Annotated in this window: 19 protein-coding genes; 14 read left to right on the top strand and 5 right to left on the bottom strand. The window is 69.0% G+C overall.

What is annotated here, in order from left to right; genetic code table 11:
* The first annotated feature begins 2 nt into the window (after positions 1-2).
* From OV208_RS00100 to OV208_RS00085, 4 genes are all read left to right on the top strand, one after another.
* Complete coding sequence (locus OV208_RS00100) at positions 3-1,868, top strand: hypothetical protein (protein ID WP_267571737.1); 1,866 nt, start codon at positions 3-5, stop codon at positions 1,866-1,868.
* A 142-nt stretch (positions 1,869-2,010) separates the two neighbouring features.
* Positions 2,011-4,497, top strand: a complete 2,487-nt coding sequence (locus OV208_RS00095; protein ID WP_267571736.1) for a type VI secretion system Vgr family protein — start codon at positions 2,011-2,013, stop codon at positions 4,495-4,497.
* 18 nt (positions 4,498-4,515) lie between these two features.
* Positions 4,516-6,801 (top strand): hypothetical protein, encoded by a 2,286-nt coding sequence (locus OV208_RS00090; protein WP_267571735.1) that lies wholly within the window; start codon positions 4,516-4,518, stop codon positions 6,799-6,801.
* A gap of 19 nt (positions 6,802-6,820) precedes the next feature.
* Positions 6,821-7,909: a hypothetical protein gene (locus OV208_RS00085; RefSeq protein WP_267571734.1), complete on the top strand. Its 1,089-nt coding sequence runs from the start codon at positions 6,821-6,823 to the stop codon at positions 7,907-7,909.
* A gap of 18 nt (positions 7,910-7,927) precedes the next feature.
* Here OV208_RS00085 and OV208_RS00080 read toward each other — a convergent pair whose 3' ends face one another.
* The 3 genes from OV208_RS00080 to OV208_RS00070 are packed head-to-tail and all read right to left on the bottom strand — an operon-like array spanning position 7,928 to position 10,579.
* Positions 7,928-8,704 carry a hypothetical protein gene (locus OV208_RS00080; protein WP_267571733.1) on the bottom strand — a complete coding sequence of 259 codons (777 nt, stop codon included), beginning with the start codon at positions 8,702-8,704 and terminating at the stop codon, positions 7,928-7,930.
* Entirely contained in the window at positions 8,701-9,105 is a 405-nt protein-coding gene (locus OV208_RS00075) for a hypothetical protein (RefSeq protein WP_267571732.1), read from the bottom strand. The genes OV208_RS00080 and OV208_RS00075 overlap by 4 nt, the downstream gene beginning before the upstream one ends.
* A 40-nt stretch (positions 9,106-9,145) precedes the next feature.
* Positions 9,146-10,579 carry a PDZ domain-containing protein gene (locus OV208_RS00070; RefSeq protein ID WP_267571731.1) on the bottom strand — a complete coding sequence of 478 codons (1,434 nt, stop codon included), beginning with the start codon at positions 10,577-10,579 and terminating at the stop codon, positions 9,146-9,148.
* Between the two features lie 178 nt (positions 10,580-10,757).
* On the opposite strand from OV208_RS00070, the gene OV208_RS00065 reads away from it, so the two are divergent.
* Genes OV208_RS00065 through OV208_RS00040 form a run of 5 tightly spaced genes read left to right on the top strand, consistent with a single transcriptional unit; the run spans position 10,758 to position 16,207 of the window.
* Positions 10,758-11,192, top strand: a complete 435-nt coding sequence (locus OV208_RS00065) for a diol dehydratase small subunit (protein WP_267571730.1) — start codon at positions 10,758-10,760, stop codon at positions 11,190-11,192.
* Between the two features lie 48 nt (positions 11,193-11,240).
* Positions 11,241-13,541: a propanediol/glycerol family dehydratase large subunit gene (locus tag OV208_RS00060; RefSeq protein ID WP_324291326.1), complete on the top strand. Its 2,301-nt coding sequence runs from the start codon at positions 11,241-11,243 to the stop codon at positions 13,539-13,541.
* Between the two features lie 5 nt (positions 13,542-13,546).
* The gene (locus OV208_RS00050) at positions 13,547-15,409 is read left to right on the top strand and encodes a diol dehydratase reactivase subunit alpha (protein ID WP_267571729.1); all 1,863 of its coding nucleotides are present in this window, start codon (positions 13,547-13,549) and stop codon (positions 15,407-15,409) included.
* Positions 15,399-15,800 (top strand): glycerol dehydratase reactivase beta/small subunit family protein, encoded by a 402-nt coding sequence (locus tag OV208_RS00045; protein ID WP_267571728.1) that lies wholly within the window; start codon positions 15,399-15,401, stop codon positions 15,798-15,800. The genes OV208_RS00050 and OV208_RS00045 overlap by 11 nt, the downstream gene beginning before the upstream one ends.
* Positions 15,797-16,207: a GlcG/HbpS family heme-binding protein gene (locus tag OV208_RS00040; protein WP_267571727.1), complete on the top strand. Its 411-nt coding sequence runs from the start codon at positions 15,797-15,799 to the stop codon at positions 16,205-16,207. Before OV208_RS00045 ends, OV208_RS00040 begins: the two co-directional genes overlap by 4 nt.
* 33 nt (positions 16,208-16,240) lie before the next feature.
* Here the strand turns inward: OV208_RS00040 and OV208_RS00035 are convergent, their stop codons facing one another.
* Positions 16,241-16,660 carry a hypothetical protein gene (locus OV208_RS00035; RefSeq protein ID WP_267571726.1) on the bottom strand — a complete coding sequence of 140 codons (420 nt, stop codon included), beginning with the start codon at positions 16,658-16,660 and terminating at the stop codon, positions 16,241-16,243.
* Positions 16,661-16,696: 36 nt separating this feature from the next.
* Here OV208_RS00035 and OV208_RS00030 point away from each other — a divergent pair, with 36 nt between their 5' ends.
* Both OV208_RS00030 and OV208_RS00025 read left to right on the top strand, forming a co-directional pair.
* On the top strand, positions 16,697-17,542 hold the full coding sequence (locus OV208_RS00030; RefSeq protein ID WP_267571725.1) for a helix-turn-helix domain-containing protein: 846 nt from the start codon (positions 16,697-16,699) through the stop codon (positions 17,540-17,542).
* A gap of 87 nt (positions 17,543-17,629) precedes the next feature.
* On the top strand, positions 17,630-18,016 hold the full coding sequence (locus tag OV208_RS00025; RefSeq protein ID WP_267571724.1) for a hypothetical protein: 387 nt from the start codon (positions 17,630-17,632) through the stop codon (positions 18,014-18,016).
* Positions 18,017-18,198: 182 nt separating this feature from the next.
* Here OV208_RS00025 and OV208_RS00020 read toward each other — a convergent pair whose 3' ends face one another.
* Positions 18,199-20,034, bottom strand: coding sequence for a DUF7594 domain-containing protein (locus tag OV208_RS00020; RefSeq protein WP_267571723.1), 1,836 nt, complete (start codon positions 20,032-20,034; stop codon positions 18,199-18,201).
* A gap of 116 nt (positions 20,035-20,150) precedes the next feature.
* Here OV208_RS00020 and OV208_RS00015 point away from each other — a divergent pair, with 116 nt between their 5' ends.
* The 3 genes from OV208_RS00015 (at position 20,151) to OV208_RS00005 (ending at position 23,746) form a co-directional block, all read left to right on the top strand.
* Entirely contained in the window at positions 20,151-21,344 is a 1,194-nt protein-coding gene (locus OV208_RS00015; protein ID WP_267571722.1) for an LLM class flavin-dependent oxidoreductase, read from the top strand.
* A gap of 122 nt (positions 21,345-21,466) precedes the next feature.
* On the top strand, positions 21,467-22,618 hold the full coding sequence (locus OV208_RS00010) for a ferrichrome ABC transporter substrate-binding protein (protein WP_267571721.1): 1,152 nt from the start codon (positions 21,467-21,469) through the stop codon (positions 22,616-22,618).
* Between the two features lie 375 nt (positions 22,619-22,993).
* A complete protein-coding gene (locus tag OV208_RS00005) occupies positions 22,994-23,746 on the top strand; it encodes an SGNH/GDSL hydrolase family protein (RefSeq protein WP_267571720.1) in 753 nt (250 codons plus the stop codon).
* The last annotated feature ends 88 nt before the right edge of the window (positions 23,747-23,834 follow it).

The raw sequence follows: 23,834 nt of genomic DNA, 5'->3' as shown, positions 1-23,834 counted from the left end.
CGGTGGGTGCCCCCTTCATCACGAAAGACCTCGTGGGCGTGCTCGCCCGGCGAGAGCTGCCCACGCTCACCCTGTGGAACCGGCTGGAGGGACGGCCCCGCGCGGAGCGCTTCGACCGCGCCCTCAAGGCCGAGGTGCGCGACGCGCTCTGGCTGCTCACCCGGCAATGGCAGATGGGGGAGTTCCAGGGCGATGACGCGGGCTCTCCCATCCTCGCGAAGCTCCGCGTGGAGACGTCCCCGCTGACGGGCTACCAGTCCGCGGGGGGCGCGGTGGAGTCACTCGACGCGTCGGTCCCCCTGGAAGCCCAGGTGGAGCGGCGCCCCGTGCCGCTCACGCGCGGCGGACGGACGCTGGCCCTGGATGTGCGCCTCCTGCTGGGACGTCACTGGCTCAAGCTCGTGAGCACGCTGCCCGGACTGGACGTGGCCGCGGCGACGGCGCAGTTCCTGGCGCGCTACCCCGTGCGGGCGCCGGACCCCACGGACCCGAGCGATGCGACCACGTGCGCGCACCCGGAGGTGTGGGCGACGTTCGCGGCGGCCGCAGGCAGGCGGATGGATGGGGGCGCGCTGTGGGCGCACCTGACGGCGACCCCTCCGGGAAGGGCCTCGGATGGCATCGCGGCACTCACGGGGCGTGAGGCGGACGCGGACGCGCTGGCGGCGCGCTTCGTCGCCTGGTTCGATGCGCTCGTCACCCAGCCCGGCGCTCCAGAAGAGGACGCCTGGGTCGCGGATCGGCTGGAGTACCAGTTCTCCGTCTCCGCCCCGCTGGCCTCCGGAGAGAAGACGCTGCGGGCGGAGGCGTACTTCCAGGGGAACCTGGACTGGTACAACCTGGACCATGATGGCGAATCCTCGCCGGACGTCGCGTTGCCCACGGGGGAGACGCGCTCGGTGGTGCCCACCCCGCTGTCCTTCCAGGGCATGCCCAACACCCGGTGGTGGGCCTTCGAGGACGGGAAGACGAACTTCGGGGGCATCCAGCCCGACACCACGGACCTGCCCAAGCTGCTCCTGATGGAGTTCGGTCTGGTGTATGCGAATGACTGGTTCATCGTGCCGTGCACGCTGCCGGTGGGGTGCGTGGCGGCGATGCGGGGGCTCGCGGTGACGAACGTCTTTGGCGAGCGCCTCTGGGTGGAGGCGGCGGGACGCGGCGTGGACGACGACTGGCGGCGCTGGGCCATGTTCAATGCCAGCACCCTGGGCCAGGACCGCCGCGCCGCGGACACGAGCCTCCTGCTCCTGCCTTCAGCCTACAAGGTCCAGGAAGGTCCGCCGAGGGAGGAGGTCCTGCTGGTCCGCGACGAGCTGGCGAACGCCGCCTGGGCGGTGGAGAAGACGGTGTGGCTGCCAGATGGGGACGCGAAGCCCGGAGCGGAGGCCGCCACGCAGCTGCGCGCGTTCCTGGAGCGGGACCTGGCCCGGAGACTCGGGGGAACGCCACCCACGCCGCCCCCCATCGCCGAGGGCGTGAAGCTGCGCTACCAGGTGATGAACACGGTGCCGGAGCATTGGATCCCGTTCATGCCGGTGCACGTGCCCGGGGATGTGCGGGAGATCCAACTCCAGCGGGCGGCGATGCCACGGGTCCTCCAGGGAGACCCCCAGAAGCCCCGCAAGGTGGAGCCCCGCACGGCGTTGATGCGCGAAGGCCTGGATGCCCTCCCCGCGAGAGCGTACTTCCTGCACGAGGAGGAGGTTCCGCGCGCGGGCGCCCGGGTGACGCAGGGGTTCCAGCGCACGCGGTGGGTGGACGGACGCGCGTGGGTGTGGCTGGGCATCCGGAAGCAGGCGGGGCGGGGCGAGGCGTCGAGCGGGCTTGGCTTCGACAAGGCCGTAGACGTGCCCCAGGGGCCGTGAACCCACGCGCGTGAGCTCCGCGGTCCTTCACCGCGTGGGTCTTTGGACGACAGGCATTTTCACAGCCTCGCGGTGCAAGGCTTGCACACTCCTGGTATGGTGGCCCTTTCAGTCGCAGGCCTTGCAATGACGGGGGAAGTCCATGCCCAACGCCAAATCACCTGCCTTCACCCTGCGGGTGGGAGCCCTCGATGCCGAATCACTGGCCGTCGAGCGATTGCAGGGTGAGGAGGGCCTGAGCCGCCTCTTCGACTTCAGCGTGGACTTCGCGCCCCTGGCGCCCGAATCCCTGGACACCTCTCCCCTGGTGGGAGCCGAAGCGCTGTTGACGGTGACCCAGCCCGGTGGGACGCCACGTCATGTGCACGGCATGGTGCGCACGGTGGAGTCGCTGGGGCTGCGCGATGGCCGCTGGCGCTACCGCGCTCGCATCGTGCCCGCGCTGTGGCGCCTCACGCAGGTGAAGCGCAGCCGCATCTTCCAGGGCCAGTCCGTGCCGGACATCCTCAAGGCCGTCCTCAACGCCGCCCAGGTGGAGGTGCGCGTCAGCCTTCACGAAAGCCACGCTCCGCGCGAGTACTGCACCCAGTACCGTGAGACGGATTTCGACTTCCTCAGTCGCTTGATGGAGTGGGAGGGCATCTTCTACTTCTTCGAGCACTCCGAAGAGGGGCATGTGCTCGTGCTCGGGGATGCCCCCAGCGTCCATGAGGCGCCGCCCGGTGGCGCGGCGCTGCCCCTGCGTGACGAGGACGGCCGGGTGGAGACGGGCGAATACCTGACGGACCTGCGGCGCGTGCGCAGGCTCCGCCCCGGCGCGGTGCACCTGAAGGACTTCGACTTCGAGAAGCCCTCGCTGGACGTGTCCGGCAAGTCGAAGTCCCCCGAGGGGATGGAGGCGCTGGAGGTGTACGACTACCCCGGCGGCTACGTGGCCGCGGGCACGGGCAAGGCGGCGGCGAAGGTGCGCGTCCAGGAGGCCACCCAGGCGTCGCTGACGCTCGAAGGGGAGGGCATCTGCCCCCGCCTCACCTCCGGTCACCTCTTGCAGGTGGAGGACGACGGCACGCACGAGGGCCGCTACGTCGTGGTGACGGTGCGGCACCATGGCGGTCAGCCGGAGACCCACGGAGGCCGCGAGGCGCTGGGGGGCCTGTACCGCAACCAGTTCCAGGTGATGCCCGCCAACGTGCCCTTCCGTCCGCGCAGGCTCACGCCCCGGCACCGCATTTCTGGCCTCCAGACGGCGCAGGTGGTGGGCCCGGCCGGCGAAGAGATCCACACCGATGAGCACGGCCGCATCAAGGTCCAGTTCCACTGGGACCGCGATGGCCAGCGGGATGAGAAGGCGTCCTGCTGGGTGCGCACCAGCCAGGCGCTGGGCGGCCCCGCGTGGGGGGCGCTCGTCCTGCCTCGCATCGGGCAGGAGGTGGTGGTGCGCTTCCTGGAAGGCGACCCCGACCGGCCGCTGGTCGCGGGCTCCGTCTACAACGGCGCCAACGCGACGCCCTACGCGCTGCCGGACGAGAAGACGAAGAGCACCCACAAGAGCGCCTCCAGCAAGGGCAGCGACGGCTTCAACGAGCTGAGATTCGAGGACGCCAAGGGCCAGGAGGAGGTCTTCCACCACGCGCAGAAGGACCAGGACCTGGTCACGGAGAACGACAAGGACCAGGAGGTCCGGGCCTTCGAGGACCTGCTCGTGAAGAAGGACCGGGCGCGCACGGTGGAGGGCAACCAGTTCCTCTTCGTCACCAAGGACGACGTCGGGGGCGTCGAAGGAAACCAGACGCTCCAGGTGCACAAGAATCGCTCCAGCACCACGCAGGGCAGCCACGACGAGTCGGTGGAAGGCAACCAGGCGGTGACGGTCGGCGGCAAGTCGACGGTCTTCATCACGCAGGCCGCGACGATGGACGTGGGCGCCGCGCGGGCCCAGACCATCGGTGGTGCTTCACTGGTCAACGTGGCGCTCGCGTACAACGAGGCCACGGGAGGACTGCGCTCGCTCCAGATTGGCGGCGCCTCCACTGAATACGTCCTGGGCACGCGGCAGGAGTCCGTGGGCGGGAACAGCTCGCGCAAGGTGGGCGGGGACTTCGTCACCGAGGCGAAGAAGCAGTTGACGGTGACGGTGGGCAAGGACCTGGGCGAAGAGGCCGGGGCCGACTCCCAGGTGAAGGTGGAGGAGGCGACGTCCTGGCTCGCGAAGACGTTCGGACTGAAGGCGGACCGCTTCTCGCTGATGGTGGGCGACCACCTCATCCTCGACATGGAGAAGTCCGGCGCGGTGAAGCTCTTCGCGAACAAGCTCACCGTCGACGGCTCCGAGGTGAAGTTCAAGGGCGCGAAGGTGAAGATGGATGGCTCCGGCTCGCTCAAGGACAAGAAGGCGGAGTTCAAGGACATCGTGAAGCTGGCGGATGAGAAGCCCGCGCCCATGGACCTCCAGCTCAAGGGTCAGGACGGCAAGGCGCTCTCCAACGTGGCCTTCGAAGTGGAGCTGCCGGACGGCACCCTGCAGAAGGGCATGCTCGATGGCAGCGGCAAGGCGAAGTTGAAGGACATCCCGCCCGGTCCGGTTCGCATCACCTTCCCCGACCTGGACGCGGGAATCTCCAAGAGCTGAAGCGGACCCGAGGACCCCATGAAGAACTACACCGTCCAGGATGGCGACACGACCCAGGGCCTCGCCTCGCTGTTTGGCTTCAGTGACTGGAAGAACATCTACGAGCACAAGTCCAACGAATCCCTGAGGGGCAAGCGCGGCCCCAACGAAATCAAGCCCGGGGACAGCGTCATCATCCCGGATGCCTTCATCGAGCTGCCGGGCGGCTCCAGCGCCTCGCTGCAGGCATCGGAGAAGCTGCCGCTGCCGCCCGTCATCATCGACGCGCACATGCACATCATGAGCGGCAACTGCACGCCGTTCCCGGTGGCGTACTACACGCAGCTGGAGCCCCGCGTGGGCGGCATCCTGTCCCCGGCCAGCTCCCGCAAGTTCCTCAACGGCGTGGGCAGCACGCTCATCGTCAGCTTCTTCCAGCCCTTCCTCGGCTGGTCCCCGCGCACCACGCTGAAGATTGGCGAGGACACCGTCGACCAGAACGACAGTGTCTTCTCCGCCTTCCGCAAGTCCGACGCGACGAAGCACCTGCGCGACGTCCAGCCGTCATTCCTGGGCATCTCCATCGTGCTGACCATGGACATGGACCTGTGCCAGTTGGATGGCTACAAGGGCCAGGCTGTCTACACGAAGGTGAAGCTGCCCGGCGCGAAGAAGCCTGTGTATACCTTCAGCACGCGGCTCACGGGGGACGTGAACGAACGGCCCGACCTGAGCGCCGCGCACCCCGCCGAGTGGGGCATCTTCGAGCAGTGGAGCGCGCAGGTCCTGGCCACCAAGACGGCGTGCGCCGAACATCCGCTGCGGCTCATCCCCATGTATCACTATGAGCCCAGGCGCTTCTCCCAGTGGACGGGCAAGGAGGGCTCCTTCCAGGAGGCCTCGCTCGCGCCCAACTGGGACCGGCCCTTCGCGGAGCTGGCCACGAAGTCCCAGGCGGGCATGTTCGCGGGCTTCAAGATGTACACGTCGCAGGCCTACCAGCCCACCGACCCGAACGTGCCGGCCCTGGCGAAGTTCTTCGCGCGGTGCGCCGCCGAAGGCGTGCCCATCATGAACCACTGCACGCCGAGCGGGCACTTCACCCACGACCGCAAGCTGTACATCGAATTGGACAAGGCCGCGGCGGGCGCGCTCAGCCAGGCGGACCAGGACGCCTACGCGGACGCACGCAAGAAGCGCGACGCGTACCTGGATGCGAAGGAGCGCTTCACCACGAAGGAGAAGACCTTCGAGGACTACTGCAAGCAGCACGGCCTGCCGTTGGATCCGTACATGTACCAGCAGTACGGCACGCTCGTGCCGGAGATGGCGGCCATCTCCTCGCTGCCGACCGACCCCGAGTACTGGAAGGCCTACGGCGAATACAACGACGCCCGCGCCGACCTGGATGAGACGGGCGAGCACTTCGAGCAGGCGGCCCGCCTCGTCCGCATGCACGAGGACATGCCGGCGCGGCTGGCCCGGGCCGGGGGCGACTCGCAGAAGATGCTCCAGGACCCGCCCCTGCGCCTGAAGTACTTCAAGGAGAAGCACCTGCACCCGGAGGCGTGGCGTCCCCTGCTGGAGCGCCATTCGAACCTCAAGCTGTGCCTGGCCCACTTCGCCTCGGACCGGTGCCTGTGGTGGAACTACCTGGAGGACGAGAACGGCCCGTGCTTCGACGAGGACGACGTGCCCTACGAGAAGAACTGGGTGACGTCCATCGTGGACCTCTGCAAGCAGTACGACAACTTCCACACGGACCTGTCGTACCTGCCCCTGCTGGAGCCGCTGGTGCAGTCGCCGGAGCGCTCGAAGAAGGAGAAGAAGGCCAACCAGCAGCGGGAGAAGCAGATGCCCTTGCTGTGGGAGGGGCTGGCCAAGGTGTGCAAGCAGAAGCACATGCTGTCGAAGATCATGTTCGGCACCGACTGGTACATGATCCTCGCTTCGAAGAAGAAGTATTCGAAGTGGTACGAGGAGACCATCAAGGGCCTGGCGCTCGTCGAGGAGCGGCTCAAGCTGCCCCGGAAGATCAACCTCTTCTACCAGTTCGCCGTGGTCAACCCGATGCGCTTCTACGGGCTGCCCGCCATCGCGGACAACCTCAAGAAAGGCATTGAGGCCTTCGTGGAGAGCAGCCCGCTGACGGAGGAGGAGAAGGCGGAGCGCTTCGCCAAGACGCAGGAGCGGATGATGCGCAACCATCCCATCCTGAAGAACCTCGCCGCCGTGCTGGAGAAGGTGGAGAGCGCGCCCGGAGACGACAAGGGCCTGCTCTACGAGGATCAGGTCCGCTTCGTGAACGTGGTGCCCACGTCGTGACACGCCTCCTGGAGCCTGAATGCCTCCCGTGCCTCCCACGCTGAGCCAGAGCCTGCCCTTTCCGTCGGAGGCCCGCAGCCAGCCGCTGCCGGTGACATCGGAGCAACTGGCGTTGGTGATGCCCACGTCCCGCGCGGGTGCCGCCGCGGTCATCCTCTTCGATGAAACCCTGCGCCTGCTGGAGTTGGGCGCGGGCTCCGCCCAGACGTCGCGGGTGGACAAGGGCTACCTGCCGCAGGTGTCCGGAGGCAGCCTCCAGGCCATCGCTCCGGCAGTGGTGCCGGATGCATGCGCCTACCTCCAGTCGCGGCTGCTGGTCGTCTACGACTTGGCGAAGCAGCGCCACCAGGTGCACATGGCCGCGGACGACCTGGAGGAGACGCCGGTGGGCGCGCGGTGGCTGTCGGTGGAGCCGCGCCGCGTCGCCGTGCTGGTTCGGGATTTGACGCGCTACCTGGACACCGGCCACGCGGACTTCCGGCTGCGCGTGCTGGACCTGAGCGGGCCCGAGACGGAGACGGTGGGCCAACTGGAGATGGGCACCGACGGCGGCTTCGTCTGGGACGCGGGCGCCGGGTTGCTCGTCTTGCGCAAGGACACCGAGGTGCAGGTGCACGGGCCCGCGCTGGACGGGCCCATGGACCATCCGCTGGCGCGCGCGCTGGGCGCCCTGCTGGCGGGCTCCGGTGGCCTGCGTCTGGAGCGGCTGCGGCTGCATCCCACGCAGCCGGTGGCGGTCTTCACCGTGGCGGGCGTGGCGTCCTCGGACCCCGACAAGGACCGGGACGTGGCCGGCATCTGGCGGGCGACCTGGGACGCGCAGCAGGCGAAGCTGACGCCGCTGGTGAAGCTGTCGCCCCTGGAGCGCGTGAAGCTGGGGGAGTTCTCTCCCGAGGGCGGCTGGCTCACCTACCTCCAGTCGGAGCCGGGCCCCTCGCGCCTGTATGCCCAGCAGGTGCTGGGGACGCCGGGGCCGCCCTTCGCGCTGGGCTCGCTGGAGGATGCCAGGAACCTGCTCTGGACGCGGTCCCCGCTGGCGCTCGCGGCGGTGGTGCCGCGCAAGCAGCTCATCACGCGTTGGGACTTCGGCAAGACCCCCGCGCCGTGACGGCGGGCCCCGCCGGCTTCAGCGGGACAGCGCGAGCAGGATGAACGTCGGCACGGCGGCGACGAGCACGCCTGCTCCGAGCGCGAGCAGCTGCTGGACGAAGAACATGTCCTCCAGCGTCTCCACCAGTGCGCCCTCCAGCCGGTCGATGGCCAGCGTCTCCAGCTCCCGCACCGCGGATGGGACATCCGGCGACGTCACCACCGCGCGCAGGGCGATGAGGCCCAGGACGCGGCGGGACTGCTCCATGAGGAACCGCTCCACCTGCTCGGTGCGGGAGGGCGGACCGGCGTGCTCTCCCGGCACCTCCTTCAACCGCTCCGCCACGGACTGCTCGATGGCGCGGGTGAGCTCTTTTCGGTTGAGGGTTCCAGTACCCCGCAGGCGCTGGGCGGCCTGGAGCGTGGCGGGCTTGATGACGGCGTAGGCGTAGCGCATCAACCCGCGCTCCTGCACCTCCCGGGCGAGCCGGGCGCTGACGCCGTGGACCATCAGCACGTAGCCACCGGAGAGGGCCAGGGCGAGCGGCGTGAGCACGAAGCTCAGCACTTCCAGCCACAGGGGCGTGGGCGCCGCGCCGGACAGGCGGGGCACCAGCACGAAGACGCCGGCCATCACCAGGCCGAAGCTTCCGAAGAGGAAGAAGCCCTTCAGCGCGCCCCAGAAGCCGGAGCCCACCAGTGAAGGCACCACGCTCACGAGCATCCGCAGCCCGGCCCGGGCCATCCCCGCCATGCGTTCGCGCTGGCGGACCGGAGTGGCTTCGTCCTTCACTTCCACGAGGGCGGTGCTCATCGCGCGTGCTCCTGGGCCAGCTCGGCGGCGGCCCACCGGTCCACCTCTTCGGCGGAGGGCGGTGGCAGCGGCACCGCGGCGGACTTCGGATCGCGGCGGCGGCGCCACCAGAGCAGCAGCGCGGCGGCACCGAACAGCACGGCCCCGAAGGCCAGCCGAGGCAGCAGCCCGAAGCGGAGGCCGAAGCGCCCGCCCTCGTCCTTCCAGGCCTTGAAGCTCCCCGCCGCGGCGAGGACCCCGAGCAGGGCGGCGACGCGGAGGACGTCGCCGCTGGACGGCCCCGGCACGAGTCCCAGCAATCCGAGCAGCACGGCCACGGTCCACAGCAGCACGCGGCCCACTCGGAAATCCATCATCTTCACCAGCACGGCCGCCACCGGCTGTGTGCCTTCACCACTCATGTGCTGCCCCCTTGGGCCGAGTCTAGAGGCGGCGCGGGGCTCACTTCCAGGAGTGGCAGCTGAAGGCGAGGGGGGCGAGCGCGCCCTTCACCTTGTAGGAGAAGGAGTGGCCGTCCTTCTCCGCCGAGGCGTACTCCAGGTCGGTCTGGGCCTGGAGCCACTCCATCGTCGCGGGGAGGTCCTTGCAGGGGTCGTCGAACTTCTCGAAGAAGTGCTTCTCGAAAGCATCCAGCTTCGCGCGGGCCTCCCTCACCTCCCGGATCCGGGCGTCTACCTGTTCCTGGGTGAGGACCTCCCGCGTCTCCGGCGCACTCACCCAGTTGCTTCCGTCGGCGAAGCGCACCTCGACGGCGAGCCGCGCGGTGCGTGCCTCCTTCGTGTCCAGCGTGACCTTGAACTCCTGATCATGAGCGTCCGTCGGGAGCGACGCATGGCGCCGGAGCACCTTGCCCGCGGCATCCAGCTCCACGAGGGTGGCCTCGGCGGGCCGGGGGATGAGCTTGTCGATGGACACCCGCGCCGACAGGGGCGTCGTGTCGCCCACGAGGAACTCCCAGGGGGCCGCGAGGTGAACCACCTGCCGGCCGTAGGTGACGGCGCCCGGCAGCGCCTCCTCACAGTGCACCGTCAGCTTCACCGCGACATCCCGCTTCAGCACGGGCTTGCCCTGACAGGACATGCTGACGTTCAGGCCGCGCTCGAAGGGCGGCTGGGGGCTGGCGCAACCCTGGACGACGTCCCGGACGGACCAGAGCGGAAGGTCCACCACGAAGCGCTGGTACGTTTGGATCGCGGAGTCGGGCCGCAGCGTGCGGGCCTGGAAACCGGCCCCACCGCTCAGCTCCACCTTCTCCAGAGGGCTGTGGCAGTTGGCCTTCAGGATGAGCCGCGCATGGGCCTGGAGGGGCGTGAAACCGCCTCCCATCATCCCTTCGAGCCGGCCCTTCACCACATACGCGCTCGCCTCCTGCTCGGCTTCCAGCGTGGGCTTGTTCTTCTCCGCTTCAGCGGCCTGAGCGAGCCGCGCGAAGTAGTGGTTCATCTGATGGAGGGTCAGCCGATCCATCCGCTCCTTGGGGAGGGGAACGACGGGAAACAGGTTGTCGGGGAATGGCTCCTGATTCTGTAGGAGGACCGTCCACGGACCCTTCTTTCGCGGATCCTTCGACGCCACCCCCAACTGGAGGAGCTCTCCCGGCTGGGGCGTCAACGCGTCCAGCAACTCGTCCTCGGTGAGCTGGGGCAGAGGGGTGCGGGAGGTGAAGCGTCGGAACGGCATGTCGATGCGCAGCAGCGTCATCCCGGTCTGGAGCCCCGCCTTGTCGGCGATGCCGCCCTTGACCACCTGGGAGACCGTGACCGTCTCTCCATCGGAGCGGGCGGAGTAGCCCGCGGGCTTCATCGTGACGGTGAACGGCGCCGCGGCAAGCAGCCACGCACCAGTGAAAAAAGACAGCAGCGACGCCAGGAACATCAGGACACCCCAAGAAAGGAAAACGGCCAGCAGGAAGGCAGCCCCTGTCATCCTTGGTCGTTTCGCCGCGCTCTGGAAGAAAAGCACGTGTGGCTTTGGGAATACCGCCAGGCATGACGAATTCCATGCGGTGCCTTCCGCCTCCCAATAGGGACACCTTCTCGAAGGAGCGATGCCCATGAGCCGTGATGCGCAGCGACCCTCTCCGCCCTTGAGCTATCCGCTGGGCAAGCATCACCCTGAAAGGCTGCACACCCCCACCGGAAAGACATTGGAAGCACTGACCTTCCAGGCGGTGCTCGATGGCCGGGTGACCTCCGAGGATCTGCGCATCACCGCGGAGACCCTTCACCTGCAAGCAGGCATCGCGGAGTCGGTGGGGCGCACTCAGCTTGCGGGCAACTTCCGCCGGGCGGGCGAGCTGACCGCCGTCTCCGACGAGCGCATCCTCCAAATCTACAACGCCCTCCGTCCCGGAGCCTCCACCCGCGATGAGCTGCTGGCCATCGCGAAGGAGCTGGAGGAGCAGTACGGGGCGGCGAGCAGCGCGGCGCTCGTCCGCGAGGCCGCCAGTGTCTACGAGCGGCGCGGCATCCTGAGCGACTCGCATTGAACCCACCCATGTAGACACCCACGACACCTCTCCAGGAGGAGACCACCGATGGCGAACGGGCCCAGCCACACCGAGTCAGCACCGGGACGCACGAAGCGGACATCCCTTCGCACACAGCTCCTGGAAGCACGGCCCGTCAACCGCGACGGCTTCGTGGACGAGTGGCCCGAGGTCGGCCTGGTCGCGATGGAGAGCGACGGAGACCCCCGCTCCAGCATCCGGGTGGAGGGCGGCGTCGTCGTGGAGATGGACGGCCGGCTGCGCGCCGAGTTCGACTTCATCGATCAATTCATCGCCGACCACGCCATCGACGTCGCGACGGCGGAGCAGTGCATGGCGGTGCCCGCGGACGAAGTCGCCCGCCGCATCGTGGATGCACGCGTGCCCCGCGCGGAGGTCGTCGCGCTGGCCCGGGGCCTCACGCCCGCCCGGCTCCTGGAGGTGATGAAGACGATGAACGTCGTCGAGATGATGATGGGCATGCAGAAGATGCGTGCCCGCCGCACGACGTCCAACCAGGCGCATGCCACCAGCGGTCGCGACAATCCCTTGCAGATCGCCGCCGACGCGGCGGAGGGCGCGCTGCGCGGCTTCTCCGAACTGGAGACCACGCTGGGCATCGTCCGCTATGCGCCGCTGGCCGCGCTGGGGCTGCTGATTGGCGCCCAGACGGGCCGCCCGGGCGTGCTCACGCAATGCGCGCTGGAGGAGGCCACGGAGCTGGAGCTGGGCATGAAGGGCCTGACGACCTACGCGGAGACCATCTCCGTGTACGGCACGGAGAAGGTGTTCGTGGACGGGGACGACACGCCCTGGTCCAAGGCCTTCCTCGCCTCCGCCTATGCCTCGCGCGGCATCAAGATGCGCTTCACCTCCGGCACGGGTTCGGAGGTGCAGATGGGCAACGCGGAAGGGCGCTCCATGCTGTACCTGGAGATCCGCTGCATCCTCATCGCGAAGGGCGCGGGCGTGCAGGGGCTCCAGAACGGCTCCATCAGTTGCATTGGCGTGCCCGGCGCCGTGCCCTCCGGCATCCGCGCGGTGCTCGCGGAGAACCTGGTGGCCAGCACGCTGGACCTGGAGTGCGCGTCTGGCAACGACCAGAGCTTCTCGCACTCGGACATGCGGCGGACGGCGCGCGGGCTCATGCAACTGCTGCCGGGCACCGACTTCGTCTGCTCCGGCTACTCCAGCGTGCCCAATTCGGACAACATGTTCGCGGGCTCCAACTTCGACGCCACCGACTACGACGACTGGAACGTGCTCCAGCGCGACCTGAAGGTGGACGGCGGCCTGCGGCACGTGCCGGAGGAGGAGATCCTCGCCGTGCGCGAGAAGGCCGCGCGCGCCCTCCAGGCGGTGTTCGAATCCTTCGGCTTCCCGCCCATCACCGACGCGGAGGTGGAGGCTGTCACCTACGCGCACGGCAGCGAGGACCTGCCGCTGCGCAAGGTGGTGGAGGATTTGAAGGCGGCGCAGTCCATGACCGAGCGGGGCATCACCGGCCTGGATGTCGTCAAGGCGCTGGAGGCGCAGGGCTTCCGGGACGTGGCGGAGGCCGTGTTCAACATGCTGCGCCAGCGCGTCACCGGGGACCTGCTGCACACCGCCGCCATCATGGACGCCCATGGCGAGCCCCTGAGCGCGGTGAACGACCCCAATGACTACGCAGGACCGGGGACGGGCTTCCGCCCGACGGGCGCGCGCTGGGAGGAATTGAAGCGGCTGCGCTACACGACCAACGCCAACAACCCGGAGACGACGGGTGGGGGCCAGGGCCCGGCGGTGGGCACCGGCGGCCGCGTCCTCACGCTGGACGAGCGAGGCCCCGCGAAGCAGGGGACCCGGAGCGACGAGGTGGTGGTGGCGGTGTCGCCAGCCTTCGCGCGCTTCTTCACCCGGACCATCGTGGACGTGCCATTGGCGGAGGTGCTCCGGACGGTCCTCGCGGGCATCGAGGAGGAGGGCGTGTCGGCGCGCGTGGTGCGGGTGGTGTCCAGCGCGGACCTGGCCTTCATCGCGCACTCGGGCGCGCGCCTGAGCGGTTCGGGCATCTCCGTGGGATTGCTCGCCCGGGGCACGACGATGATCCACCAGCGCGACCTGCCGCGCCTGTCCAGCCTGGAGCTGTTCCCCCAGGCGCCGCTGCTCGACCTGGAGACCTTCCGCAAGATTGGGCGCAACGCCGCGCGCTACGCGAAGGGGGACGCGCCGGAGCCCGTGCCGGTGCGCAATGACTTCATGGCCCGGCCGCGCTACCAGGCCAAGGCGGCCGTGCTCCAGCTCAAGGAGACGGAGTTCATCGAGGCCCGCCGCGCCCCCATCGAGCTCGCGGTCTCCTTCGGCTGACGCCGATGGGTTCCCGAACGGAAGCGCAAGGCCCGGTCGCGCGGCTGGTCGTGGGCGTCGACATCGGCAACTCGACCACCGAGGCGTGCATCGCGGAGGTGGACGGGCAGGGTGTGCGCTACCTGGGCGGAGGCATCGCGCGCACCAGCGGCATCAAGGGCACGACCCGCAACGTCCAGGGCGTGCTGGAGGCCGTCACCGGCGCGCTGGCCCGCGCCGGGCGTCCCCTGTCGGCGCTGGACACGGTGCTGCTCAACGAGGCCACGCCTGTCATCAGCGGCATGGCCATGGAGACGCTCACCGAGACGGTCATCACCGAGTCCACGATGATTGGCCATGACCCCGCCACGCCCGGTGGACTGGGATTGGGCGTGGGCGTCACCGTGCCGTTCAGCGCGCTGGGTGAGCGGACGGACCCCGCCCCGGTCATCGTCGTGATTCCCGGGGACGTGGACTACGAGGACGCCGCGAAGGTGCTCGAAGCCGCCCGCGCGCGTGGGGTCGTCGTGCGCGGCGCGATGGTGCAGCGGGACGATGCGCGCCTCATCGGCAACCGGCTGGGGCAGCCCATCCCCATCGTGGATGAGATTGCCCTCATCGACCGGGTGCCCCTGGGCATGCAGGCGGCGGTGGAGGTCGCGCCGCCGGGACACACCATCCGTGAGCTGTCCAATCCCTATGGCCTCGCCACCCTCTTCGGCTTGAGCGCGGAGGAGACGCGGCTCGCGGCGCCCATCTCCCGCGCGCTGGTGGGCAGCCGCTCCGCGGTGGTCATCCGCACGCCCGCGGGTGACATCACGGACCGGCGCATCCCGGCGGGCTCGTTGGAGCTCATCGGCGAGCGCACGCGGCAGACGATTGATGTCACGGAGGGCGCGGAAGCCATCATGCGCCTGCTGCGGCGGGTGCAGCCGCTCCAGGACGCGGTGGGAGCGCCGGGGACGAACGTGGGCGGCATGCTGGCGCGCGTGCGCGACACCATGGCGGAGCTGACCGGGGACTCGCCGGAGACGGTCCACATCCGGGACGTGCTCGCGGTGGACACCTTCGTGCCCCGGGAGGTCCGGGGCGGGATCGCGGGGGAGTTCGCGCTGGAGAGCGCGGTGGCCCTGGCCGCGATGGTGCGCACCCGCCACGGCGCGATGGCGCGGCTGGCGGAGGTGCTCACGCGGGAGCTGGGCTGTGACGTGCGGGTGGGCGGCGTGGAGGCGGACATGGCCTTGAAGGGCGCGCTGACCACGCCCGGCACGGAGCGTCCTGTGGCGGTGCTGGACCTGGGCGGCGGCTCCACCGACGCGGCGTTGATCAACGCCCAGGGCGAGGTGCGCACCACGCACGTCTCCGGCGCCGGGGACCTGGTGACGCGGCTCATCGCCTCCGAGCTGGGATTGGAGGACGAGGAGACGGCGGAGAACGTCAAACGCTACCCGCTGGCCAAGGTGGAGAGCCTCTTCCAGTTGCGGCTGGAGAACGGACAGGTGTCGTTCTTCGACGCGCCCCTTCCCGCGGAGACCTTCGCGCGCGTCGTGGCCCTGAAGGAGCACGGCGTGCTGGCGCCCGTGCCGTGCCGCCATCCGTTGGAGAAGATTCGACAGCTCCGCCGGGACGCGAAGCGGCGCGTGTTCGTGGTGAACGCGCTCCGGGCCCTGGAGCAGGTCGCGCCGGGGGGCAACCTGCGGCGGTTGGACTTCGTGGTGCTGCTGGGCGGCTCCTCGCTGGACTTCGAGATCCCGGAGCTCATCGCGGATGCGACCGCCGAGTACGGCATCGTCTGCGGGACGGGCAACATCCGGGGCACCGAGGGGCCGCGCAACGCCGTGGCGACGGGGCTCGTCGCCGCCCACGCGGAGCAGTCCCGTGAGGGATGAGCGGCGGGACAGGACACCCGAGAGGCCCACGGTCCGCGTGGTGCACCGTCGGGACGCGCTGGCGGCCCTGCGCGAGGTCTGCGCGGGCCTGGAGGAGGAGGGCGTGCCCTTCGAGTGCGAACCGACGGACGCACCGCTCCTCGCCGCCGCGCATGAGGCGGCGGTGCGCTCCCGTCTGTTGGTGGGCGTCGCGGTGGCGGGCACCGAGGCCTGCGTCCACTTCAGCCAGCTTCCCGTGGACGCGCCCGTCCTGCACGTCACCGACGCCAGCGCTCCCATGTTGCGGTTGGTGGGCCAGGACGCCGCGCGGCTCGTCAAGGTCATGCCGTTGGGCACGCCGTTGTCGCGGCGTGCCGCATCCCCGAAGTCCCTGAAGGAGAACGCACCATGAGCAGGAAGCTGACGCTGGCGGCCGCGGAGAAGATGCTCGACGCGGCCAAGCGGGAGGCCCAGAAGCTTGGCCAGCCCATGAACATCGCCGTGGTGGATGCGGGCGGGCATCTGGTGGCCTTCGCGCGGATGGACGGCTCCATCTTCGCGAGCGTCGACATCTCCCAGCGCAAGGCCTACACGGCCATCTCGCTGAAGCTCCAGACCCGCCTGCTGGGTCCGTTGACCCAACCGGGAGCACCGCTCTTCGGCATCGAGCGCAACAGCGGAGGGCTGGTGTCCTTCGCGGGCGGCATCCCGCTCACGGACGAGCAGGGCGAATTCGTGGGAGCCATTGGCGTGAGCGCGGGCTCCGTCGAACAGGACCAGCAGGTCGCCGAAGCGGGCGCCGCCGCGTTCTCCGGCTGAGGGTCCCGGGCCCGGGGTTGGTTGGTCGGTCGGTCATCCCAGGGCCTGTCCGGCTTCGGCCCCACGCGAGGCTGTTCCGGAGGGCTGGCGCGCGAACCAGAAGAAGCCCGCTGCCAGCACGACGTGCACCGCCGAGTTGGGGATGATGCCCGACAGCCGGGAGATGACGCCCTCGTGCCACGCGACGATTTCGATGGGGAACAGGCCCACGTGCACGAGGCCGTTGCCCACGAGCAGTGCCCGCATCGTCGGTGAGTCGGGATGGCTCCGGACGAGGAAGGCCATCACCGCGAGGCACAGCAACAGCACGCCTACCTCGCGCACCCAGATGCGCGTCGCGGGTCCAGCCGCGACGCCCTTGCCTTCGAGCAGCAGGTCCGGCAGCAGCGTCGCGAAGAGTCCCACTCCCAGGGCGATGCAGCCCGTCACCGTGAACCACGTTGTTCGTGTCATGACGCCCACGGTGCGCGACGTGGGTGGCCCCGCTCAATGACCTCCCCAGGTCATCGCGCCCGCGAGGCCGTCCGCTATGCTCGTGCGATGACCGGCCAGCTCTTCCCCGCGCTGTTGCGGTATTGGCGCCAGCGACGTGGCCTCTCGCAGCTGGAGCTTTCGCTGGAGACGGATGTCTCTGCGCGGCACATCAGCTACCTGGAGTCGAACCGTGCGCGCCCTGGCGAGGAGATGGTGCTGCGCCTGCTGTCGGTGCTCGGCGCGCCGCTGCGGGCCCAGAACCAGGCGCTGGTGGCCGCCGGATACGAACCCCGCTTCGCCGAGCCCGCGCTCGCGGCCCTCGCCCCGGAAATCGACGCAGCCATCGCGCAGATGATGCGCCAGCATGAGCCCTTTCCGCTCGTCGCCCTCTCGCTCGACGGCACCCTTGTTCGGAGCAACGAAGCCGCGACCCGCGTGTTCAGCGCCTTCCTCGCCGAACCCAAGGCCATGCCGGCGACCCCCGACATGTTCTCGCTGCTGTTCGACCCGCGCCTGCTGCGCCCCTTCGTCGTGGACTGGGAGACGCTGGCGCGGGGCATGACCTTCCGGCTGCACCGGGAGCGACTGCTGACCGGTGACGCCCGTCTCAAAGACACGCTGGAGCGGGTGCTGGCCTACCCGGGCGTGCCGAAGGCCTGGCGGCAGCCGGACTTCTCCCAGGACCCCCAGCCCCTGGTGCGCGTGGAGCTTGCACGGGACGGGCTGCGGGTCGCGTTCCTGGTGACCGTCACCGTGTTCTCCGCGCCGCAGCAGGTCACGCTCGACGAGCTGCGCATCGAAAGCTGCTTCCCGCTCGATGACCGGACGCGTGACGTCTGTCTTCAACTCGCCAGACGGTGAGGGTGTGCGACTTTGAGGGACTTCCTGGCAATGGCGGGTGCAGACTGCGCTTGTCATAATCCATCCCCCCTCCAAGAGAGACACATCATGAGGCATTGCCTGGGAATCTTCGCTGCGCTGGTCATCACGGGGCTGGTGGCCTGTGGTGGTGCGGAGTCTGGCGAGGCGCAGGAGGAAATCGGGCAGCAGTCGAGCGCCCTCTCCTGTTCGGCGACCTGTCCCTCGGGGGCGATCACCTGTCAGGGCTCCAGTTGCTCCGCGGTCGACGGTTCCCACGTGCAGTGTGACGGCGTGACCCAGCTCTGCCCGCCCCTGATCTGCTCGCGTGCCACGGCGTGCGAGAGCCTCAATGGCAGGGCGTGCTCGCCTTCGGGCTCCTCGCGCGGCTGTTGCCTGAGCGGGCAGCCCACGGGCGGCTGCTACTGCACCGTCAACGGCACGTGGACGTGCATGATGTCGCCAGAGGATCCGTAGGCGGCTCCGGTCCCCGTCACTTCCGCGTGTCGGGGACCCCCTGGCTCGGTCTACGTGTGCGACCTGATCCCCGCCGGCCTGGGCAAGGTCCACTGGGCCCATGGGTTTCACGCGGCAACGCATGACTCGCACCGTCCAGAAGGCCTGCCCTCCGGACGGCGTGGGGCGGCTTCAGCTCCCTGTCAGTCGTTCACGTTGCTGCTGTAGAGGTTGCCGCCGCCCGTGCGGACATCGCCGCTGGCGGTGGTGCCCGTCGCCTGGCTGGTGGCGTACACGACGTAGCCTGGGGAGTCGTCCAGATCGACGACGTTGCCGGAGAAGGCGTTGTTCTCCCCCGTCGCGTAGCCGGTGCCATGGGTGCGGACCTGGAAGGCATCCAGGACCTTGGGATTGCCCTGGCGGTAGCCCCGGTTGTTGCGCACCACGGTGTTGACGCCCTTGACGTCCACGAAGCTGTCGGCGCTGTTCTCGCCGGAGATGCCCGCGCCCTGGAAGGTGCAGCCCTCCACCAGCGTGCCGTCCGCGCCCTCCTTGATGTCGATGTGTTCCGCCGTGATGCCTCCGGCGAACTCCGTGGTCCGGATGACGTTGCCCACGACGACGTGCTCGTACGGGTTGCTGACGTCGGAGCCGACGTAGGCCCCTTCGCCGTACTTCGCCTGGTACAGGCCGGTGTCGTGGATGCGGGAGGCCTGGATCGTGTTGTAGGAGCTGCCATCCCGGAAGTGGACGGCCTCGTCACCGACGGAGTGGACCTCCACGCCGTGCAGCAGGTTGTGATTGCCATTGTCGATGATGACGCCCTTCTGCGCCTGGGTGACGCGAAGGTCGCGGACCTGCCAGTGGTCGCCCGTCAGGTGAAATCCATAGGAGCCATCCTTGACCGAGGTTCCCGTGAGGGTGGCCGGGTTGGCGGGATCACAACTCTTCAGGATGATGGGGTTGGCGGATGTACCACTCTGGCCCGAATAGAACAGGCCCTGGCCGCCGGGGTCGCCACTGGTGGACCGGTTGCCGGTGTACGTGCCCGGCGCGAGGAGCAGGACGGCGCCGGGCGCGGCACTCTTCAGGGCCGCCTGGATGGCGGCGGTCGAGGCCAGGGCGTTCGCGCACGTCGTCCCGCCTCCGCCCAGGGTCGTCGCGGTGACGGTGACGCTGCTCGCGGACGTGTTGCCCGCCGCGTCCTGCGCCCTGACGGAGTAGCTGTAGGTCGTCGACGCAGAGAGGCCGGTGTCGCTCGTGGACGTGCCACTGACGTTCTTCAGGAACGCGTTGTTCCGGTAGAGCGCATAGCCGGTCACGCCCACGTTGTCGGAGGCGGCGCTCCAGCCCAGGTTGACCTGACTGCTGGAGGTCGCGGTGGCCGTCAGGTTCGCGGGCACCGTGGGCGGCTGCGTGTCTCCCGTGCCGCCACCGCTGGGGGTGACGTCCAACTGGGGCACGTTCGCGCTGCCCTCGCTGCTGACCAGCGTGGTGTATTTGCCCACGGTCTCCTGCAACACGAAGGACACCGTGCCGTCCCCGGCCGCCTGAGCGTTCACGTAGGCGGTGACATCGATTTCGTAATCCGCGTCGGCCGTGGTGAGCGCCACGGAGCCCACCAGGGTGCCCACGGCGGGTTTGTTGCTCCAGGTGAGGGAGGACTCCGTCCAGCCATCCGTGGTCTGGAAGGCCTGGAGCGTCGTGCCCGAGGACGCGCTCCCGTGGACGCGCAGCCGGGCGCTGATGACGCCCGCAATGCCAGTCAGGTTGAACTTCAGGAAGGCATACCGGCTCGCGCCCGCGTCATTCTTGATGAACAGCGAGGTGGCCGAGCCGTAGTTGGAGGTGACGTTGGATTCATGGACGTAGGCGTCCTCCGTCGCCGTCAACGTCGTGAGCGCCTGCCGCTGTGCGACATGGGGGGCGGTCTCGTCTTCCCGCTCCACGCCGCAGCCCGCCACCGCCAGGGCCAGCCCCGTGAGCAACCACCGCCGGGCGATGGGCCCGTGCGTCATTCCCTGGGTGTCCGTCTTCATGTGTTTCATCCCCTTTATTTTGAGTAAAATCAGCTTAAGCTGAAAACGCCCCATGTTCGTGCGGCCCTCCTCTGTGGAGGGCGACGCGCCTGCATGGAAAAAATGGGGGACGACACATGCGACTCGACATCTTTTCGGAGATGCAACACCCGAAGGAGCGCTGGACCGGTCCGGACCACGAGCACCGGTTGATCCAGGAGACGCTGGAGCAGGCGCGGTTGGCGGACGAGATGGGCTACGGCGTCTGGTGGCAGGTGGAGCACCACGCCGCCGTGGAGTTCAGCTACAGCTCGGCGCCGGAGATCATGCTCACGGCCATCGCCGCGGGCACGAAGAACATCCACGTGGGGCACTCATCGGCGCTGGCACCGACGCGCTTCAACCACCCCATCCGCATCGCGGAACGCTCGGCCTTCATCGACCACCTGAGCGGCGGGCGCTTCCAACTGGGGCTCGCGCGCAGCACCATCCCGGAGTGGCGCACCTTCAACATCGAACCCGACTCCACGCGCGGGCAGATGCAGCAGTCCTTCGAGCTGCTTCCGAAGCTGTGGACACAGGACAAGGTCTCCTGGAACAGCGCCGACATCCAACTCAACAACGTCACCGTCATCCCGAAGCCGTACCGCAAGCCGCACCCGCCCCTGTGGCAGGCGTGCTCCAGCCCCGCCTCGTTCGAACAGGCCGGACGCAACGGCGTGGGGGCGCTGGGGGTGACGCTCTGGGCCTCGCCGGAGGAGGTCGCGGAGATGATCCACATCTACCGCGAGGCGCAGCGCACCCGCTGTGAGCCGGTGGGCGAGTTCGTCAACAACCAGGTCGCCTTCTTCACCTTCGTCCACTGCGCGGACAGCGAGCGCGAGGCGATGGAGAACGGCGCCGCGAAGGCCGCGGCCTGGTACACGGCCGGCTCCTTCACCTTCTTCGAGGCGAAGGACGCCTTCGTCAAGACCGCCGCGGAGCTGGAGGCGCTGGCGAAGGACCCCGCGGGTGGCGGGCTGACGGGCCAGTACCTGCGCAACAAGAACCCGAACGCGCCGCAGTCCCAGGCGCAGCGCATCCTGGGCCGCATCATGTCCGGTGAGAACGTGCCGGACGAGCAGGTCTGGGAGGTCCTGAGCGGGCAGGACTCGCTCATCGTCGGGACCCAGGACCAGGTGCGCACGCGGCTGAAGCGTTACGAGGCGCTGGGCATCGACGCGCTGATGTCCTTCCACCAGGTGGGCGCCCTGGCACACGACGCGGTGATGAAGAGCATCCGCCTCACGGGGGCGCTCATCCCGGAGTTCAAGACGCCCGCGCCGCCGTAGGAGGGGACACGGGGGCCGGGCAGCCGGCCCCTCCCCGGGAGCAGGCAAGGGAGGGGTGTTTCACCAACACCCACGCCCCGCGCGGCTTCACTGTCGTGCCCAGGAGGTGCAAGCTGTTCCATGTGTCGCGGCGCTCCCAGATGTTCCTGCTGCTCGTGGTGTCGGTGCTGCTGCACGCGGCGCTGTTCGCCGCGCTGTCGCGCATCCCGCCGCCGGCCCGGCGCCCGGCGGTAGCGGGGCCCATCGAATGGGAGGTCGTGCCTCCAGAGGAGCGACCGGTGCCTCCTCCCCCCGCCCAGCCCCTTGCTCCCACGCGCGAGAAGCCGCCCCGCCGGGTGGAGCGACCGCGGCCCGTTGCGCCGTCGACGCCCAATGAGGCGCCGCCCCAGCGCGCGGAGCGGCCCTCCTCGCCAGCAGAGGCGCCTGCCCCTTCCGCGCAGCGACCGTCACCCCCCCAAGAGGCGCCTGCCCGGCACGCGGAGCGACCCTCGGGGCCTTCGGAGCCGGAAGCCTCCGCGGCACCCCCTCCGCTGGCCCGGGATGTTCCCCGCGCCTCCCCGTCGCCCGACCTCGAACCGCCGGGTCTGCTCGGGGGGGGGCTGCTGAAGGGACCTCCTTCGACGGGGCGGACCCTTCGCAACTCAGGGGAAGCCCCGGACCGGGAGGCGTTGGTGGCACGGGAGGCGGAGGAGGTTGGCAAGCGCGTGGACGGCTGGGCCCAGGATGCGGCAGCGACGGCGCGGGCCTCCGGAGGCGTGGTGCATCCGTACTTCGCGAAGCTCCAGAAGGGCTTCGCGAAGCAGTTGGTGGATCCGCCCGCTCCGGACCTGAAGGTGCTCGCCTCGCGGATGAAGCGCGAGCAACTCGACGCCATCCAGCGGTTCGGCAAGACGGGCACGCCCCTGGTCGCCGAGCCCCGCGACCTCCGCCTCGAAACGCGCAACCGCATGCAGGCCGCCGTGGAGGCCGGACGCGCGGCGAACATGTACATGGTGGACGTCACCGCGCCGGTGCTCGCGCTCGCCGCCGTCGTGGAGGTCCGGCAGGCGCGCGACGGCAAGCTCCTGGACCTCAAGGTGCTCGAAGGTTCGGGCGACCCGAAGTTCGACGTCTGGGCCGTGGCCCAGTTGAAGGAGGCGCTCGCCGTGGCCGACCCGCCCCAGGAGGGGACCCGGGGCGCGGGCATCCACGACGACGGGATGGCCAGCCGGTGGCGGTTGGAGGAGTACCTGGGCAACCCCCGCGTGCAGATCCACCTGATTGGCATCTACTGACCCCGGTGCCGGCACCCGCGTCCCGCGCCGGAAGCCCCAGGCGCCCTACGGCAGTCCGTGTCGCGTGGAGGAACCGGGCGTCACCTTGATGGCGTAGGTGGCGGTGGACGCCTCCTGTTCAGCCGCCTGCGTGCCACACGTGCAACTGTTGTTTTTGGGTCATGGATGAAGGTTCACACCTTACGTGAAGGCTCACACCCCGCGATGCGGGAGCAATGCCCAGGACCAACGCCGCGAGAAGCAGGCGCTGGCGAAGTGGCTTCAATTCCACAGCCCGGTCTGGGGGGTGACGATGATCTTCCATTGAAACGGGATTGCTTGCGATCCTGGATTTGAATGGATTCAAAGCCAGGACTTCCTGGAAGGGGGCTTCTGATGCATCGGATGATGAATCAGGTGTGGGGCTCGCTGGGCGTGGCGCTGCTGGGGCTGCTCGGCTGCAGCGGTCCGTTGGAAGGGGAGTCGCTGGAGGGGTGGAGCACGAAGGAGGCGGGTGTCGCCGCGCTGGTGCCGAAGAAGGTGATGCCACTGGGCGACTCCATCACCCAGGGGGCGGCAGGGCACGCCAGCTACCGGTGCCAGCTCTGGCGGAAGCTGAACTCGAGGGGCTCCAGGGCGGACTTTGTAGGCACCCTGACGACGGGCTACCTGGGGGCGAACACCTGCACCTCGGTCTTGTTTGATCGCGACCATGACGGCCACTGGAGCTGGCGGACGGATCAGGTGCTCGCGAACATCTCCGCCTGGGCCGCGAGCACGCGTCCCGACCTGGTGCTCATCCACCTGGGCACCAACGACACGTACCATCAGCAGACAGAGGACAGCACCGTGTCGGAGCTGGAGCAGATCATCGACCGGCTGCGCGTGGTGAACCCACGGGTGAAGGTGTTCCTGGCCCAGATCATCCCCACCTCGAGCGCCCTGGCGTCGCTGAAACTCCAGTCCCTCAACCAGCGCATGCCCTGGCTGGCCGAGGCCAAGAGCACGGAGGACTCGCCTGTCTACGTGGTGGACCAGTGGACCGGCTTCACCCCTTCAACGGACACGTATGACGGGGTCCATCCGAATCTCATCGGTGAGGAGAAGATGGCGGAGCGCTGGTACCAGGCCATCCGCGATCACCTTTGACATCACCAGGATGGAGCTTCCACCCGCAGGTGGAGTGCGTCTGCCCGGGCTTGAGCGCGAAGGGCGCGTTGCAGTCGGGGCAGCGGGG

The sequence above is a fragment of the Corallococcus sp. bb12-1 genome (genome assembly GCF_026626765.1).
Classification (GTDB): Bacteria; Myxococcota; Myxococcia; order Myxococcales; family Myxococcaceae; genus Corallococcus; species Corallococcus terminator.
Note: the sequence above shows the minus strand (reverse complement) of the source record. Positions and strands in the feature narration are given on the sequence as shown.